Consider the following 16,360-nt stretch of genomic DNA (forward strand, 5'->3'; position numbering starts at 1 on the left):
GTGAAAAATCATTGGCCAGAACAAAGGCCGGTGTGTTGTCCACGACAGTGGATTGAAAGAAGTTATTGATAAGGGTTTGGCCATCGCGGGACGTCTCTTGCGCCAGGGTCGACGTAGTCAAGAGACGGGCGCGCAGGCTTTCTGCGAATTGGGACAGCATGGATCACTCCGTCATTAAGTTGCGTTTGTGCTGGCGGCCCATCTGTCCGGGCAACCGACGCAACAAAGGACTAGGCCGCCCCGCGCGGCATCTGAAATTCATGGTTCAAATCGGGTGTATAACTGCCGCGAATACTCACGAATTTCGTGAGGTGGACGTAGGTAGATTCACAATAAACAATGGGGTTGCGGCGAAGCTTGGTTGGGTCAGTCGGCTATTCGATTTCGAATTCTGACAGATTTGTCAGCGGATGTGATCAGCATTCGGCCCCGATTGACCCCAGCGGCCTTCTGAATCCTGCCGTTAGTTCGTATCTTGATAGGTGATTAATCCAAGCACTTTACGTCAGAACTGGATGCCCGGTGAACCTCAGAGATCTGGAATACGTCCTTGCCATCGCAAAACACGGGCAGTTCAGTCAGGCCGCTGCCGCCTGCAACGTGTCGCAGCCTGCGATGTCGAACCAGATAAAAAAGCTGGAACAGGAACTGGGCGCTGAGTTGTTCCTACGTCTGAACAACGAGGTGCGCCCAACGCTGTGCGGTGAACGCATTGTTGAGATTTCGCAGCGCATCTTGAATGACGCACAAAGAATTCGGGACACCGCAATTGAGTTTCGTGACCCCGAAGCCGTGCCTCTTACGATCGGCATGACGCCGACGTTAGCCCCATATCTCACCGGATACTTTTCCGAACTGTTCAGCATTCTGTTTCCCAGGATGCGCGTTACTCTGGTCGAAGATCTACCCCAAAATATGCTGCGCATGGTTGAGGATCACGAGCTGGACATGGCGCTGGTGGCCAAGGTGAACAATAGTGCCACTTTGGATTTTACGTCGATTTGGTCCGAGCCGCTTTTTCTGGCGTTGCGCCAAGGGCACCCGCTGAGCTCGCTGACTTCCATAGTGCCGGAAGAAGTTCCCTCGCATGACTTTATCCGGTTGCCGCACAGTTTCGGATATGCGCTTGAAGATCGTTTGCCAAAACAGGACGGGACGACGCGGATCAGCAAGCGTTTTGATCTGACAGCGTTGCGGTTTGAAACGATCTGTCGGCACATTTGCCATTCAGACGATTGCACAATTGTCTCGGCTCTGGCTGCGGAACAGTTCAAACGGGACAATTGGCCGTTACAGTTTATTCCATTTGAGGCACCGGGACACTTACGAGATCTTGGTGCCGCCACGCGCCCCAACTGCCCCAGAAAACCCATGCTGGCGCGGATTGGGACCTATATCCTTGAAAACCCGCCTGTGGGCGTGATCCCGACGTTTCAGCCCGATGCATCGTCCAAAGGCAAAACCATGCTTGCAGAACCACTGCACGAGAAAGCCTGACAGGTACGCGAATTGCCCCTGACAGGCGGTACAATCTGTTGACGCAAGGCAAAGGGCGGCTCTATCGGTTGGCGTATCGAAATCCGCAGGTGTTTACCTGCGGCTCTCAGAGCAATGGGTCAGGGCATGAGCAGAAGTGAAATTCGCCAAGAAGGGATGCGCATTGGGGGACAGGTGGTGTTCACTGATGATGTTGTGCCCGTACACTACCCTCATACAAATGCCGTGATTGGCACTGTCCCTGCCGGTACTGCTGAACATGCGCGGCACGCATTTGAAATCGCGGCGAACTATAAGCCCAGCTTGACGCGATATGAGCGCAGCCAAATCCTGCGCCGTGCTGGCGAGTTGATCGGAGAGAAGCGCGATTATCTGGCCAGGTGGCTGACGCTTGAGCTCGGGATTTGCCTTCAGCATTCGATCTATGAAACCAAACGTGCACAAGACGTGTTTCAGTTCGCCGCCGCCGAAGCCCTTAAAGACGATGGCGAGGTGTTTTCCTGCGATCTGACCCATAACGGGAAGGCTCGTAAGATCTTTACCAAGCGCGAGCCCGTCAAGGCGATCAGCGCGATTACACCGTTCAACCATCCTCTGAATATGGTTAGCCACAAGATTGCGCCTTCGATTGCGACCAATAACTGTATGGTTTGCAAGCCGACTGAACTGACGCCACTGACGGCACTGACATTGGCCGACATTCTGTATGAGGCGGGCCTGCCGACCGAAATGTTTCAGGTCGTGACAGGTTGGCCACAGGACATTGGCGATGAAATGATCACCAATGATAATATCGACGTCATCACCTTCACCGGTGGTGTCCCTGTTGGGAAGCTCATTGCGTCAAAAGCAGGGTACAGGCGACTGGCGCTTGAGTTGGGCGGCAATGACCCCCTGATCGTACTGAATGATCTGAACGACGCGGATCTGGAACGCGCCGCGACAATTGCTGTTGCAGGGGCCACTGGGAATTCTGGCCAGCGCTGCACCGCGATCAAGCGTATTTTAGTGCAACACAGCGTGGCCGATCGCTTTGTTCCAATGGTGTTGGAAAAGGCAAAGGCCATCCGGTTCGGTGACCCACAGGACCCCGAAACCGAACTGGGTTGTGTCATTCATGCTGACGCGGCAGAGCTGTTTGAGAACCGCGTGATGAAAGCGGCAGAGCAGGGGGCGGAAATCCTTTACCATCCGGGTCGGCAGGGCGCGTTGCTGCCGCCGATTGTCGTCGACAAAGTGCCTCATGACAGCGAGTTGGTTATGGAAGAGACCTTTGGCCCGGTCATTCCGATTGTCCGCGTGCCCGATGATGACACTGCAGTTATGCAGATATCAAACAGCACCGCGTTTGGCTTGTCGTCAGGTGTGTGCACCAATGATCTGAACAGGGCCATCGCTTACATCAATGGTTTGGATGTGGGCACCTGCAACATTTGGGAACAACCCGGCTATCGGATCGAAATGTCACCCTTCGGAGGGATCAAAGACAGCGGCAACGGAGTAAAAGAAGGCGTGATTGAAGCAATGAAGTTTTTCACCAACGTCAAAACCTATTCGCTGCCCTGGCCTCAGTAGGTTGTGCGCATTTGGTAGCCTTGGTGAAACGTCATGCGCACAAAAGTCACAGGATCTTTACGGAACCAAGTTGTGCGTTCCAGCTGAAACAGGGGCGTGCCGGGAGGGACCGAAAGGAAGTCCTGCAATGGCGCAGTAGCCGGAACAGCGGAAAACGCGATTTCGGCGTTTGAAAAGGGTACCTCGGACAACAGCCATTCATTTGGGCCAGTGGTCAGAAAATCTTCGTTCACGACCTGTGGCACGGCATCGATGTTGATCCAACGCTCTTCGAATTGGAAAGGACGGTTGTCGGCATGGTGCATGCATTGCAAATGCACGACCTTGGTTCCTTCGGGTATACTTAGCTTGGCCTGAAGCCAAGCGGGACAATCAATCAGGGTTCGGCTGACAAGCGCATAGCGGTATTCGGCGTTCATCTCTTCGATGGTTTGTCGCACCACTGTGATCGGCAATTTGGCTTGCTTTACAGGTGTGGTCACGACACGCGTCCCACCCTTTCGCTTTCGGGTCACGATGCCCTGTTCAGCCAACTCGCGCAGCGCGCGGTTAACCGTAGCCCGCGCTACGCCAAATTCGGCCGCCAGTTCCAGTTCCGTTGGCAACAGACTACCCTGCGGCCAGACGCGGGTTTGAATTCGGTTGATGACCTCATCCCGAATATCCTGAAATCCGATATGTTTTTGATCGGTCACGTTGTGTTTTTTCCGTTAAGCATAGTCATAAAATAGTTATGAGCGTATTTGGTGTGTTGCGTAAAGGGCAGAGCGACCCGTTACAGTTTTGCAAGAAGGTCCGCCATTGTTTGTCGATAGTTCGATACGATCTGATCCCGTGCAACGTGGCGACCCCCTCGCACCTGATGGCGGCCTGCCGACCACACATCGGTGACGACCCGATCTTTTGCTGAAAACACCAGCCCATCAAGCAACTGCTCAGATGTCAGTGCACAAAGTGCTGGGTTCTGGCTGTCGATGGCCATCAGGTCGGCCAGTTTGCCTTTGGCTATCACACCAGCATCGCGACCGAGCGCTTGTGCTCCGCCTTTGGCTGCGCCACAATAAAGCGTCTGTCCCACAGATCCTTCTTTGACCACCATTACATTGCGGGCCAAATCGCGCAGACGCTGCGAATACTCCAACGTCCTCAACTCTTCGGTCAGCGAAATAAGGACGTTTGAATCCGATCCTACGCCAAATGACCCGCCCGCGTTCAAAAACGTTGGGCCATTGAAGGGGCCGTCCCCCAGATTGGCCTCGGTCACAGGGCACAGCCCCGCCACAGCGCCGCTGGCGGCCATGGCCTGTGTTTCGTCTTCGGTCATATGCGTGGCGTGTATCAGGCACCAGTTGTCGTCGACATGGACATTGTTCAACAGCCACTCTACCGGGCGGGCGCCCAGACCGGCCTTAACTTCGGACACTTCCTTTGGTTGTTCGGCAATGTGGATGTGGACAGGACCTTCGCCATGCGTCGCTAAAACCCGTGCAAGGTCGCCAGGACTGGTCGCGCGCAATGAATGCGGCGCGATGCCAACCCGGCAATCCTCCGTTAAATTTCCGAGCGTTTCACGGGCCTGATCCACCAACATGCAGAAGGGATCCACATCGTTACCGAACCGGGCCTGCCCTGGCTCAAGAGGTTTTTCGCCTACCCCGGCATAGGTGTACAGCACAGGAAGATGGGTTAGTCCTATCCCGGTCTCGACAGCGGCTGCCATGATCCGGTCTGACAACTCGGCCAGACGGTCATAAGGCGAGCCATCTGGCTGATGATGCAGATAGTGGAACTCTCCAACTGAGGCGTATCCTGCCTCCTGCATCTCCATATAGACCAAAGTGGCGATCGTCTGGATCTGGTCTGGTGTAAGATGCGTCGTAAAGCGGTACATCAGATCACGCCATGTCCAGAAGCTGTCGCGGCCTGCCATGCGGAATTCGGTCATTCCAGCCATGGCGCGCTGAAATGCATGGCTGTGCAGGTTGGCCAGGGCAGGCAGCAATGTATCCACGGACACATCATCCGTCTGGGCCGATGTCTCAGCGTGCAAGGCTGCGATTCTGCCGTCTTCAACCTCGACCCGCAGGTTATTTGCCCATCCCGTGCTCAACAGAGCGCGTTTCGCAAAGATCGCCATGATTTTCACCTCATTTTATGGATAGACATATTACATATAGAAATGTACGAGAAAAGAGAGAACTGCAAGGAGGCCAGAGTCGGATGCACTCGCAAGATCGGGTTTTTTCAGATCTGAACGCGGCAACAATGATCGCAGGATCTACGGCCTATGGGCTGATCGAAGATGCGGCGATTGCGGTTGAAGGTGGCCGAATTGCCTGGGTGGGTCCTCGGGCTGAACTGCCCAGTGATTTTGCGGCGTTGCCCCGAACCGATCTTGAAGGCCGTCTGGTGACGCCTGCGCTGATCGATTGCCATACCCATGTGGTGCATGGTGGCCACCGCGCCGTCGAGTTTGAGATGCGACTGAATGGTGCAAGCTATGAAGAAGTGGCGCGCGCGGGCGGGGGTATCATCTCGACGGTCAAGGCCACGCGTAACGCCAGCGTCGATGATCTGATCGCGCAGGCACTGCCCCGCGTGGATGCAATGCTGGCCGAGGGTGTATCGGTGATCGAGGTTAAATCCGGCTATGGTCTAGATCGCGATACGGAATTGAACATGCTGCGCGCTGCCCGCGCGTTGCCGGATCATCGCCCGGTACGTATCGTAACCAGTTTTCTGGGCGCACATGCAGTGCCCGTGGAGTACCAAGACCGGCCCGAGGACTACATTGCAGAGGTCTGTATTCCAACCCTGCGTGCAGCTCATGAAGAGGGTTTGGTGGATGCGGTGGATGCCTTTTGCGAGGGTATCGCATTCCTTCCCGATCAACTTGTGCCGTTATTTGATGTGGCGAAAGAACTTGGCTTGCCGATCAAATGCCATGCCGAGCAGTTGTCCAATCTTGGGGGCGCAAAACTCGCTGCCTCTTATGGCGCTTTGTCCGCCGATCACATCGAGTATTTGGATGAAGAAGGCGTTCAAGCCATGGCCGACGCCGGCACTGTCGGGGTAATCCTGCCGGGTGCCTTCTACACTCTGCGCGAAACGCAGGCCCCGCCAATAGATCTGTTGCGCAAACATGGTGTGCCGATGGCGCTTGCCACCGATTGCAACCCCGGATCGGCTCCGGTCACGTCGCTGCTGCTGACCATGAATATGGGCTGCACCCTGTTTCGCATGACACCCGAAGAAGCTCTGTCCGGGGTCACCGCCCATGCGGCGCGCGCGTTGGGTCTGCAGGATTGTGGGCGGATCGCTCCAGGTATGCGCGCTGACTTGGCTGTTTGGGACATCACCCATCCGGCGGAACTGGCCTATCGCGTTGGCTTCAATCCCCTTCACACCCGAATACTCGGAGGCGTAATTTGACGATCCTGACGCTCACCCCCGGTGCTGTCACTCTGGTGCAGCTGGAACAGGTTTTCCGCGAAGAATGTGCCGTGCGGCTGGATCCGGCTTGTCGGCCTGCTGTCGACGCGGCGCATGCCCGTATTGCCGATGCAGCGGCCGGTGAGGCGGCGGTCTATGGGGTCAACACCGGCTTTGGCAAACTGGCCAGCGTCAAGATCGCGGCCGAGGATACGGCGACGCTGCAACGCAATCTGATCCTGTCCCATTGCTGCGGTGTTGGCTCGGCCATTCCGCGCGCGGTCGCACGGCTGATGATGGTTTTGAAACTGCTCAGCCTCGGGCGCGGCGCGTCTGGCGTGCGGCTGGAGCTGATCGACCTGCTTGAGGCTATGCTGGACAAAGGTGTGACCCCGCTGATCCCAGCGCAAGGCTCTGTCGGTGCGTCGGGAGATCTGGCACCGCTGTCGCATATGGCCGCCGTTATGATGGGCGCGGGTGAGGCCGAATTCGGCGGAGCTGTTATGCCCGGTGGTGAGGCGTTGGCGGCGGCAGGTTTAACACCCGTTGAGTTGGGCCCCAAGGAAGGGCTGGCGCTGATCAACGGCACTCAGTTCTCGACGGCTTTCGCGCTGGCGGGGTTGTTTGGTGCGTGGCAAGCCGCGCAGAGCGCATTGGTCACTTCAGCTCTCACCACGGATGCAATCATGGGATCGACCGCGCCATTGCAGCCTGAGATCCACACATTGCGCGGTCATCGCGGTCAGATCGAAGCAGGCGTAACCATGCGTGCCATTCTGGCAGGCTCGGTAATCCGGGAAAGCCATCGAGAAGGTGACACCCGCGTACAGGACCCGTATTGCATCCGCTGCCAACCCCAGGTGGTAGGTGCCGCCATGGATGTGTTGCGTCAGGCAGCAACCACGCTTGAGATTGAGGCGAACGCAGCCACCGACAATCCTCTGGTTCTGTCAGAAGCCGGGCTGATCGTCTCGGGTGGAAACTTCCACGCCGAACCGGTGGGATTCGCAGCGGATATGATCGCGCTGGCCGTGGCCGAGATTGGGGCGATTGCGCAACGCCGTATCGCGCTGATCGTAGATCCCGCACTCAGCTTTGACCTACCACCTTTCCTGACGCCAAATCCCGGCCTGAACTCGGGCTACATGATTGCCGAAGTGACAACCGCCGCGTTGATGAGCGAGAATAAGCACTTAGCCAATCCATGTGTGACAGACTCAACGCCCACGTCGGCCAATCAGGAGGATCACGTTTCGATGGCTGCCCACGGTGCGCGGCGATTGGGGCAGATGGTCGCCAATCTAGAGCGTATTCTGGGGGTCGAACTGCTCTGCGCGACGCAAGGGGTCGAGTTTCGCGCGCCATTGCCCACAAGCGAAACGTTACAAGCCGTAATGGCGCGCCTGCGGGCGGTCGTTCCCGCCTTGGGCGATGATCGATATGTGGCAACAGAGATCGAAGCAGCCTCGGCCCTGATTGCAAGTGGCGAGATCGCCCACGGCACAGGTATCGCGATGCCGGAGCTTGGCGCATGAGTGGTCCAGTCGAAGTCACGCGGGGCGACGGCCCTATCGTTCTGGGCCTGCCACATACCGGCACCGATGTGCCTGCCTCAATCGAAGCCAAGCTGAATGCACGGGGCCGGGAATTGGCGGATACCGACTGGCATATCCACAGGCTCTACGAAGGGCTGCTGCCCGGTGCGACCACTGTGCGGGCGACCTTTCATCGCTATGTGATTGACGCAAATCGCGACCCGTCGGGCGTGTCGCTTTATCCAGGTCAAAACACAACGACCTTGGTGCCGCTTACGGATTTTGACGGGGACGACATCTGGGATATCCCGCCGACAGAGAAGGATATAGTCGAAAGGCGCGAGGCGTTTCACGCGCCTTATCATGCCGCGCTGCGAGCCGAGCTTGAGCGGATCAAGGCGATCCATGGGATTGCCGTTTTGTATGATTGCCACTCGATCCGCAGCCACATTCCGTTTCTCTTCGATGGCATTCTGCCTGACCTGAATATCGGAACCAACAATGGGTCCACTTGTGCCCCGGCATTCGAAGCCATAACGCATGAGTTCGCGGCATCTTCGCCGTACAGCACTGTTTTAAACGGCCGATTTAAGGGCGGTTGGACGACGCGGCACTATGGCCGCCCTGCTGAGGGCTTCCACGCCATACAGATGGAACTGGCGCAGTCCACCTACCTGAGCGCGGAAACTGCGCCTTGGACATATGACACCACCAAAGCCAACCGGCTGCGCCGATGGCTCAAAGATATACTGGACGCCATCCAGAACACCGCATTGGAGATTGCTGCATGACCGATCCTCGCAAAAACACTCGCGACGTCTATCCGCCCACAGGGCCGGAACTGAACGCCAAAAGCTGGATGACAGAAGCGCCGATGCGGATGCTGATGAACAACCTGCACCCGGATGTGGCCGAGAACCCGCATGAACTGGTGGTCTATGGCGGTATTGGGCGCGCGGCGCGGACGTGGAACGATTTTGACACCATCGTGGCCAGCCTCAAGGATCTGGAAGAGGATGAGACGCTGGTTGTGCAATCCGGCAAGCCGGTGGCCATTGTTCGAACCCACTCAGATGCTCCTCGGGTGCTGATTGCAAACTCGAACCTTGTGCCGCATTGGGCCAATTGGGATCACTTCAACGAGCTCGATAAGAAGGGTCTGATGATGTACGGCCAGATGACCGCCGGCTCCTGGATCTATATCGGCACGCAGGGCATCGTGCAGGGCACCTATGAGACCTTCGCCGAGGCCGGGCGTCAGCATTATGACGGCGATCTGACCGGCAAGTGGATCCTGACCGGCGGTCTGGGCGGAATGGGTGGCGCGCAGCCTTTGGCGGCTGTCTTTGCCGGGGCCTGTTGTCTGGCCGTCGAATGTAACCCGGAAAGTATCGATTTCCGCCTGCGCACCAAATATCTGGATGAAAAAGCCGAGACGCTGGACGAAGCGCTTGAGATGATCGACCGTTGGACGAAGGCAGGCGAGGCCAAGTCTGTTGGTCTTTTGGGCAACGCGGCCGAAGTCTTCCCCGAGATTTACCGGCGGATGCAAGCCGGTGGACTGCGCCCCGATATCGTCACCGACCAGACCAGCGCCCATGATCCGCTCAATGGCTATCTGCCCTTGGGCTGGACCTTGGCCGAAGCAGTCGCCAAGCGGGAAAGCGATCCCAAAGCCGTTGAGAAAGCCGCCCGCGCCTCGATGAAACAGCACGTCGCTGCAATGGTCGATTTCTGGAACGCAGGCGTACCGACGCTGGACTATGGCAACAACATCCGGCAGGTGGCGCAGGACGAAGGGCTGGAGAACGCATTTGCCTTCCCCGGCTTTGTCCCCGCCTATATCCGCCCGCTCTTTTGCCGCGGCATTGGTCCTTTCCGCTGGTGCGCGCTGTCGGGTGACCCTGAAGACATCTACAAGACCGATGCCAAGATGAAGGAGCTTTTCCCCGAGAACACCCATCTGCACAACTGGCTCGACATGGCGCAAGAGCGCATCGCGTTTCAGGGCTTGCCCGCGCGCATTTGCTGGATCGGGTTAGGCGACCGCCATAAGGCTGGGTTGGCATTTAACGAGATGGTCAAAAACGGCGAACTGAAAGCGCCTGTTGTCATCGGTCGAGACCATCTTGACAGTGGCTCGGTCGCTTCGCCCAACCGCGAAACCGAGGCGATGAAAGATGGCTCTGACGCTGTCAGCGACTGGCCCTTGTTGAACGCTCTGGTCAATACCGCCTCGGGCGCGACATGGGTTTCGCTGCATCACGGTGGCGGTGTTGGAATGGGATTCAGCCAGCACGCGGGTGTTGTTATTTGCGCCGACGGCACGGACGCTGCAGCCAAGCGGTTGGAACGTGTGCTCTGGAACGATCCTGCCTCGGGCGTCTGGCGTCACGCAGATGCAGGTTATGAGGATGCCAAAGCCTGCGCACGCGAACATGGACTGCGTTTGCCGGGTATTCTGGGCTGAATTGCTCATCCATCTTTGAATTTGTCTGCATGGCTTAGCGCTAACGCTGAAATTTCCGGTTTCGAACCGGGTGTCTTTCGGCTAGGGCTAAGCCGTTAAGCAGCCCGCAAGGCTTACGACAACTGACAAAGGTGGCTCGCCCGTTGCTCGATATTACACATGTCCGCTCGGTTCTTTCGGACGTCTATGACCTCGCTCCATCGGCCACGCTGGCCAATGAGATGAAAGACACGTTTGCCCGTATGGACCGAGTGGTCAGCCCACCGGATTGGGCGATCTATGCACCGTATGTGCGGGCCATCAATGCGCTCAAGAAAGAACGTAGCGCTGTGATCCTTGGGCACAATTACATGACACCCGAGATCTTCCATGGTGTGTCCGACTTCGTCGGTGACAGTTTGCAGTTGGCGATCAAAGCCAGCGAGGTGGAAGAGGATGTGATCGTTCAGGCCGGTGTGCATTTCATGGCTGAGACGTCGAAAATCCTGAGCCCTCAGAAAACCGTTCTCATGCCTGATATGCAGGCTGGTTGTTCGCTGGCAGAATCGATAACCGCAGACGGAATCGAAGAGATGCGGGCCAAATTTCCCGGTGCTCCGGTCGTGTCTTATGTGAACACCACAGCCGAGGTCAAAGCGGCGTCCGACATTTGCTGCACGTCATCCAATGCGTTGCAGATCGTGAACGCGATGGAAAGCGACACGGTTATTATGACGCCGGATCAGTATTTGGCGCAGAATGTCGCAAATCAAAGCCACAAGAACGTGGTTTATTGGCCTGGGTCCTGCATCGTGCATGAACAATACACCGCTCAGGACCTGCGCGATTTCCGCGAGTGGAACCCGGGCACGCGGCTGATCGCCCACCCCGAATGCCCGCCGGATGTGGTGGCCGAAGCGGACTATTCCGGTTCGACCAGCGGCATCATCAAATACGTGCACGACGAGAAGCCCGAAAAGGCGATGCTGATCACCGAATGCTCGATGGCGTCGAATATTGCCGACGAGCTGCCCGAGGTCGATTTTGTGGGTCCCTGCAACATGTGCCCGTACATGAAGAAGATAACGCTGGAGAAAATCCTCTACGCCCTGCACACGATGGAAGGTCAGGTCGAGGTTGCTGAAGACGTGGCGGAAAAGGCACGCAAATCCGTTCAGGCCATGATCGATCTGTCCCGCCAGCTGGGCATCTGATTTGAAATGACCGGCGTCACCACGGATCGGGTCATCATTGTCGGGGCCGGTATCGGTGCGCTTTATGCCGCGCTGAAGCTGGCGCCTCGGCCGGTTGTGGTGATTTCGCCTGATCCGTTGGGGCAGGGGGCAAGTTCAGCCTGGGCGCAAGGGGGTGTCGCGGCGGCAATGGATTTGGCGGACAGCCCGGAGAGTCACGCCGTCGATACCGTCAATGCCGGGGCAGGCACTGTCGAGCCCGATGTGGCCGACTTGGTCACCCGCGAAGCGCGCGAGTATATCCTTGACCTGACCGAGATTGGCACGCCCTTCGACCGCACCGAAAATGGCGGCTATGTACTGTCGCGGGAGGCTGCACATAGTTTCGCCCGTGTTGTACGCGTGAAAGGCGATCAGGCTGGCAGTGAAATCATGGCTGCCCTGATCGAGCGCGTGCGCGAGACTCCTTCGGTTCAGGTATTGGAAGGCGTCCTAGCGGTGGCTTTGGATGTGGAACAGGGCCACGTCACCGGCGTGAAAGTTCAAGACGCAACAGGGTCGGGCTCTGCGTCCGTCGCGCTGCGTGGACCTGCGGTGCTTCTGGCGGGTGGCGGCTCGGGCGGCCTGTATGCGTTGACGACCAATCCAGCGCGCATTCGAGGGCAGGTTATTGGTATGGCCGCACGCGCCGGGGCACTTATCGCTGACGCCGAGTTCGTTCAGTTTCACCCTACAGCTATGGACGTGGGGGAAGATCCTGCCCCATTGGCCACCGAAGCGCTGCGTGGCGAAGGCGCGACCCTGATCAACAAGCAGGGCAACCGGTTCATGCAGGCCGTTCACCCGGACGCCGAACTGGCCCCGCGCGACGTGGTGGCGCGTGCGATCTTTGCCGAAGTGCAGGCAGGCAATCGACCCCTGCTGGACACACGCGACGCCTTGGGTGCGCGAATCCATGAGCTGTTTCCTGCGGTCGCAGCCTCTTGTTCACGCAACGGTATTGACCCGGCCAGTGATCCGATCCCGGTCGCCCCGGCGGCCCATTACCATATGGGCGGCATTGCAACGGATAAAGATGGCCGAGCGTCTCTGGATGGATTGTGGGTCTGTGGTGAGGCGTCTTCCACGGGTCTGCACGGAGCCAACCGTCTGGCATCGAATGGGTTGCTTGAAGCGTTGGTCTTTGCCCGCATATGTGCCGAGAGCATAGCGAAGTCTCTGCCTGACGGTGCAAATACCGACCCGATAAACTTGCAGTTTGCTCCCTGCGACGCACCCGATACGACGCAAGCGGTTCAGAAGTTGCGGGATACCATGACCCGCGAGGTCGGTGTGGTCCGGGAACGTTCGGGGCTGATCCGCGCGTTGAAAACCATAGCCGAGTTGGAGGCGCGCAATGGCGATTGCCCTTCTTTCAGAAACATGTGTGCGACAGCGACGTTGATTGCGGCGGCTGCCTTGCAGCGCGAAGAAAGCCGCGGGGCGCATGAACGCTCTGACTTCCCGGAAACTGGTGACGAGCCCGGTGAACGGTCAAAAATGTATCTCACTGAGGCCCTGACCATTCGGGCCGAAGCCTGCAAGGAACTGACATGACTTTTGCAACCCTGCCAGATCTGATCCTTGAACCTGTGATCCGCGCTGCGCTGATGGAGGATTTGGGAAGTTACGGCGATGTGACGACGCGAACCGTGATCCCGCAGGGTACCATGTACACGGCCCGGCTGAACGCGCGCGAAGATGCTGTCGTGTCCGGAATGCAGGTCGCCGAAATCGCGTTCCGCCTTGTGGACCCCGCACTTGAGGTTGAGGTGATGGTCAAAGACGGCGCGCCCTGTCAACACGGTGACACGCTGATGACCATCAAGGGATCTGCCGCCTCAATCCTGTCCGGAGAGCGTGTCGCGCTGAATTTTGCCGGTCGCCTGACAGGCATTGCCACCAAGACCGCCAAATTTGTGGAACAGACCAAGGGCACCAACGCTCGTATTACCTGCACGCGCAAGACTACGCCCGGTCTGCGCATCGTGGAAAAGCAGGCCGTGTTGCATGGGGGCGGTTTCAATCACCGCTATTCCCTGTCCGACGCGATCCTGATCAAGGACAATCATATCGCTGCTGCGGGCGGCATTCGTCAGGTATTGGAGGCTGCCAAGGCCCAGGCTAGCCACATGATGGCGGTCGAGATCGAAGTCGACCGTCTGGACCAGTTGGCAGAGGTTCTGAAAGTTGGCGGAGCCTCGGTCGTGTTGCTGGACAATATGGACAACGACATGTTGCGCGAAGCTGTTGCCATGGTAGATGGTCAGATGAAAACCGAGGCCAGCGGGAACGTGACCCTTGACCGCGTGGCGTCCATCGCCGCAACGGGTGTGGATTATATCTCGTCCGGTGCACTGACGCATTCCGCGCGTACTGTCGATCTGGGGCTGGATTTCTGAAGGCGCGGCATTTCCGCTTGATTTGGGTTCGTTTGCGCCAACACGGTTGCGTAATTCAGTTTTATCGATAATAAATCTGCGGTAACGCAAGCTGCAGGAAGTTTTATAGATAAAATGATCATCCCTCATTCCGGCTGGACCCGAAAGTCTGCGCAAGCTGTTCATGATCTTCCCTTGATGGACCTTCTGTTTCGGGCGCAAACCGTGCACCGCGAACATTTTGATCCCAACAAGGTCCAGACCTCAAAGCTGCTGTCGATCAAGACCGGTGGGTGTGCTGAAGACTGTGCTTATTGCTCACAATCGGCCCGCAACGGATCGACCCTGCCAGCGTCGAAACTGATTGAGGTTCAGCGTGTTCTGGCCGAGGCCAAGAAAGCCAAGGATGGTGGCGCGACCCGGTTCTGCATGGGGGCCGCATGGCGCGAGCCCAAGCCGCGCGACATGCCGGCACTGGTTGCCATGGTTGAAGGCGTCAAAGCGATGGGCATGGAAACCTGCATGACGCTGGGCATGTTGGATGACACTCAGGTGGTTCAGCTGCGCGATGCCGGGTTGGACTATTACAACCACAATATCGATACCTCTGAGCGCTATTACTCCGAAGTGATCACCACCCGCACTTTCTCAGACCGGATCGACACGATGAACCGGGTGCAGGAAGCCGGTATCAAGGTTTGCTCGGGCGGTATTCTGGGTATGGGCGAACATACCGGCGACCGTATCGACATGCTGCTGACCCTTGCCAACATGACCCCCCCGCCGGATTCGGTACCAATCAACATGTTGATGCCGCAGGCAGACACGCCATTGGCCGATGCAGAGCCGATCGATCCCATCGACTTTGTGCGGATCATTGCGACCGCGCGTATCCTGATGCCAAAATCCTATGTTCGACTGTCCGCCGGGCGCAGCGACATGAGCGATGAGATGCAGGCGATGTGCTTTTTCGCCGGTGCGAACTCGATCTTTGTAGGCGATACGCTTCTGACGGCGGAAAACCCCGAGGAAGACACCGACTCGATCCTGTTTGCGAAACTTGGCATTCAGGCCGAAACGGCTGAAGAGCACAAACGCACGGAAGCTGCCGAATGAAAGCACTCGATCGGCTGGAATCCATGCTTGATGCGCTTGAAGCCCGGCACCGCCGCCGGGCTTTGATCCCTGCGCGCGGATTGGATTTTGCGTCGAACGACTACCTGGGGTTGGCCGGGTCAAAACTGCTGCAAGATTCAGCACAGGCCGCCTTGATCCGCGGAGTGCCGGTTGGTTCAGGCGGCTCGCGCCTGCTGCGGGGTAACCACCCTGAACACGAGGCGCTGGAACAGGAAGCCGCCGTGTTCTTTGGATCTGAAGCCGCACTTTTCATGGGCGGAGGGTTTCAGGCCAATCAGGCGATCTTTTCCACCCTGCCAGCGGCAGGAGATCTGGTGCTTTATGACGCGCTGGTCCACGCGAGTGCCCATGAAGGGATGCGTGCCAGCCGCGCGGATCTGCGTGCTTTCCGCCACAACGACGTTGAAGATGCGCGCAAGGTTTTGGCCGAGTGGCGGGCAACAGGTGGATCGGGTCACGTCTGGATTGCGGTGGAAAGCGTGTATTCCATGGAGGGCGATCTTGCCCCTTTGGAGGACCTTGCGTCCTTGGCCCGTGAGTCCGGCGCCGTTCTGGTCGTAGATGAAGCGCACGCCACAGGAGTTTTTGGCGCAAGTGGCAAAGGTCTGGCGCATGACCTGAAAACGGATCTGCTGACTCTGCACACCTGCGGTAAGGGTCTGGGCGTTGCGGGCGGCCTGATCTGCGGGCCGCGTGTAATGATTGAAACACTGATCAACCGGGCGCGACCTTTTATCTTCGCAACCGCGCCCTCACCTTTAAACGCTGCTCTGGTGCGGGCCACTCTGAAAGAGTTGGCCGCCAATGATCGTTTGGTTGCGGCTGCACGCGGACGCGTTGACCATGCGCATAATGTGGCCCGGGAAGCGGGATTGCCGGATACGGCCCTGAACAGCCAGATCATTCCCGTTATTTTGGGGGACGAGGCCAGAACGATGGCTGCGGCCTCTGCCTTGCAGCATCAGGGCTTTGACATACGGGGCATTCGGCCCCCTACCGTTCCCAAGGGAACGTCGAGACTACGTGTGTCGATCACCGGAAATGTCAGTCTCGAAGACATTTCAACCTTGTTTACAACCATCGCCAGCCATCAATCGGAGGCCGCATGAGCGCGCTTATCGT

13 protein-coding genes are annotated in these 16,360 nt (G+C 57.7%); 11 read left to right on the plus strand and 2 right to left on the minus strand.

What is annotated here, in order from left to right; translation table 11 throughout:
* Positions 1–522: 522 nt before the first annotated feature.
* A complete protein-coding gene (locus AC2FNU_RS19140) occupies positions 523–1,497 on the plus strand; it encodes a LysR family transcriptional regulator (protein WP_496791637.1) in 975 nt (324 codons plus the stop codon).
* A 126-nt stretch (positions 1,498–1,623) separates the two neighbouring features.
* Positions 1,624–3,072 carry a phosphonoacetaldehyde dehydrogenase gene (gene phnY / locus AC2FNU_RS19145; RefSeq protein WP_496791638.1) on the plus strand — a complete coding sequence of 483 codons (1,449 nt, stop codon included), beginning with the start codon at positions 1,624–1,626 and terminating at the stop codon, positions 3,070–3,072.
* Here phnY and hutC read toward each other — a convergent pair.
* Both hutC and AC2FNU_RS19155 read right to left on the minus strand, forming a co-directional pair.
* The gene (hutC, locus tag AC2FNU_RS19150) at positions 3,066–3,767 is read right to left on the minus strand and encodes a histidine utilization transcriptional repressor HutC (RefSeq protein WP_496791639.1); all 702 of its coding nucleotides are present in this window, start codon (positions 3,765–3,767) and stop codon (positions 3,066–3,068) included. The genes phnY and hutC overlap by 7 nt on opposite strands.
* Before the next feature lie 80 nt (positions 3,768–3,847).
* Positions 3,848–5,209, minus strand: a complete 1,362-nt coding sequence (locus AC2FNU_RS19155) for a formimidoylglutamate deiminase (RefSeq protein ID WP_496791640.1) — start codon at positions 5,207–5,209, stop codon at positions 3,848–3,850.
* A gap of 83 nt (positions 5,210–5,292) precedes the next feature.
* Here AC2FNU_RS19155 and hutI point away from each other — a divergent pair, with 83 nt between their 5' ends.
* From hutI to AC2FNU_RS19200, 9 genes are all read left to right on the plus strand, one after another.
* Positions 5,293–6,504: an imidazolonepropionase gene (hutI, locus tag AC2FNU_RS19160; protein WP_496791641.1), complete on the plus strand. Its 1,212-nt coding sequence runs from the start codon at positions 5,293–5,295 to the stop codon at positions 6,502–6,504.
* Positions 6,501–8,039, plus strand: a complete 1,539-nt coding sequence (hutH, locus tag AC2FNU_RS19165; protein ID WP_496791642.1) for a histidine ammonia-lyase — start codon at positions 6,501–6,503, stop codon at positions 8,037–8,039. Before hutI ends, hutH begins: the two co-directional genes overlap by 4 nt.
* Positions 8,036–8,830 carry an N-formylglutamate deformylase gene (gene hutG, locus AC2FNU_RS19170; RefSeq protein ID WP_496791643.1) on the plus strand — a complete coding sequence of 265 codons (795 nt, stop codon included), beginning with the start codon at positions 8,036–8,038 and terminating at the stop codon, positions 8,828–8,830. Before hutH ends, hutG begins: the two co-directional genes overlap by 4 nt.
* Positions 8,827–10,509 carry a urocanate hydratase gene (gene hutU / locus AC2FNU_RS19175; protein WP_496791644.1) on the plus strand — a complete coding sequence of 561 codons (1,683 nt, stop codon included), beginning with the start codon at positions 8,827–8,829 and terminating at the stop codon, positions 10,507–10,509. Before hutG ends, hutU begins: the two co-directional genes overlap by 4 nt.
* Before the next feature lie 143 nt (positions 10,510–10,652).
* Positions 10,653–11,702, plus strand: a complete 1,050-nt coding sequence (nadA, locus tag AC2FNU_RS19180; protein WP_496791645.1) for a quinolinate synthase NadA — start codon at positions 10,653–10,655, stop codon at positions 11,700–11,702.
* Between the two features lie 6 nt (positions 11,703–11,708).
* The gene (locus AC2FNU_RS19185; RefSeq protein ID WP_496791646.1) at positions 11,709–13,277 is read left to right on the plus strand and encodes an L-aspartate oxidase; all 1,569 of its coding nucleotides are present in this window, start codon (positions 11,709–11,711) and stop codon (positions 13,275–13,277) included.
* Complete coding sequence (gene nadC / locus AC2FNU_RS19190; protein WP_496791647.1) at positions 13,274–14,122, plus strand: carboxylating nicotinate-nucleotide diphosphorylase; 849 nt, start codon at positions 13,274–13,276, stop codon at positions 14,120–14,122. Before AC2FNU_RS19185 ends, nadC begins: the two co-directional genes overlap by 4 nt.
* Positions 14,123–14,236: 114 nt before the next feature.
* A complete protein-coding gene (gene bioB / locus AC2FNU_RS19195; protein WP_496791648.1) occupies positions 14,237–15,217 on the plus strand; it encodes a biotin synthase BioB in 981 nt (326 codons plus the stop codon).
* Positions 15,214–16,347 (plus strand): 8-amino-7-oxononanoate synthase, encoded by a 1,134-nt coding sequence (locus tag AC2FNU_RS19200; protein WP_496791649.1) that lies wholly within the window; start codon positions 15,214–15,216, stop codon positions 16,345–16,347. The genes bioB and AC2FNU_RS19200 overlap by 4 nt, the downstream gene beginning before the upstream one ends.
* The last annotated feature ends 13 nt before the right edge of the window (positions 16,348–16,360 follow it).

Source organism: Ruegeria sp. BHSB064 (assembly GCF_059613205.1).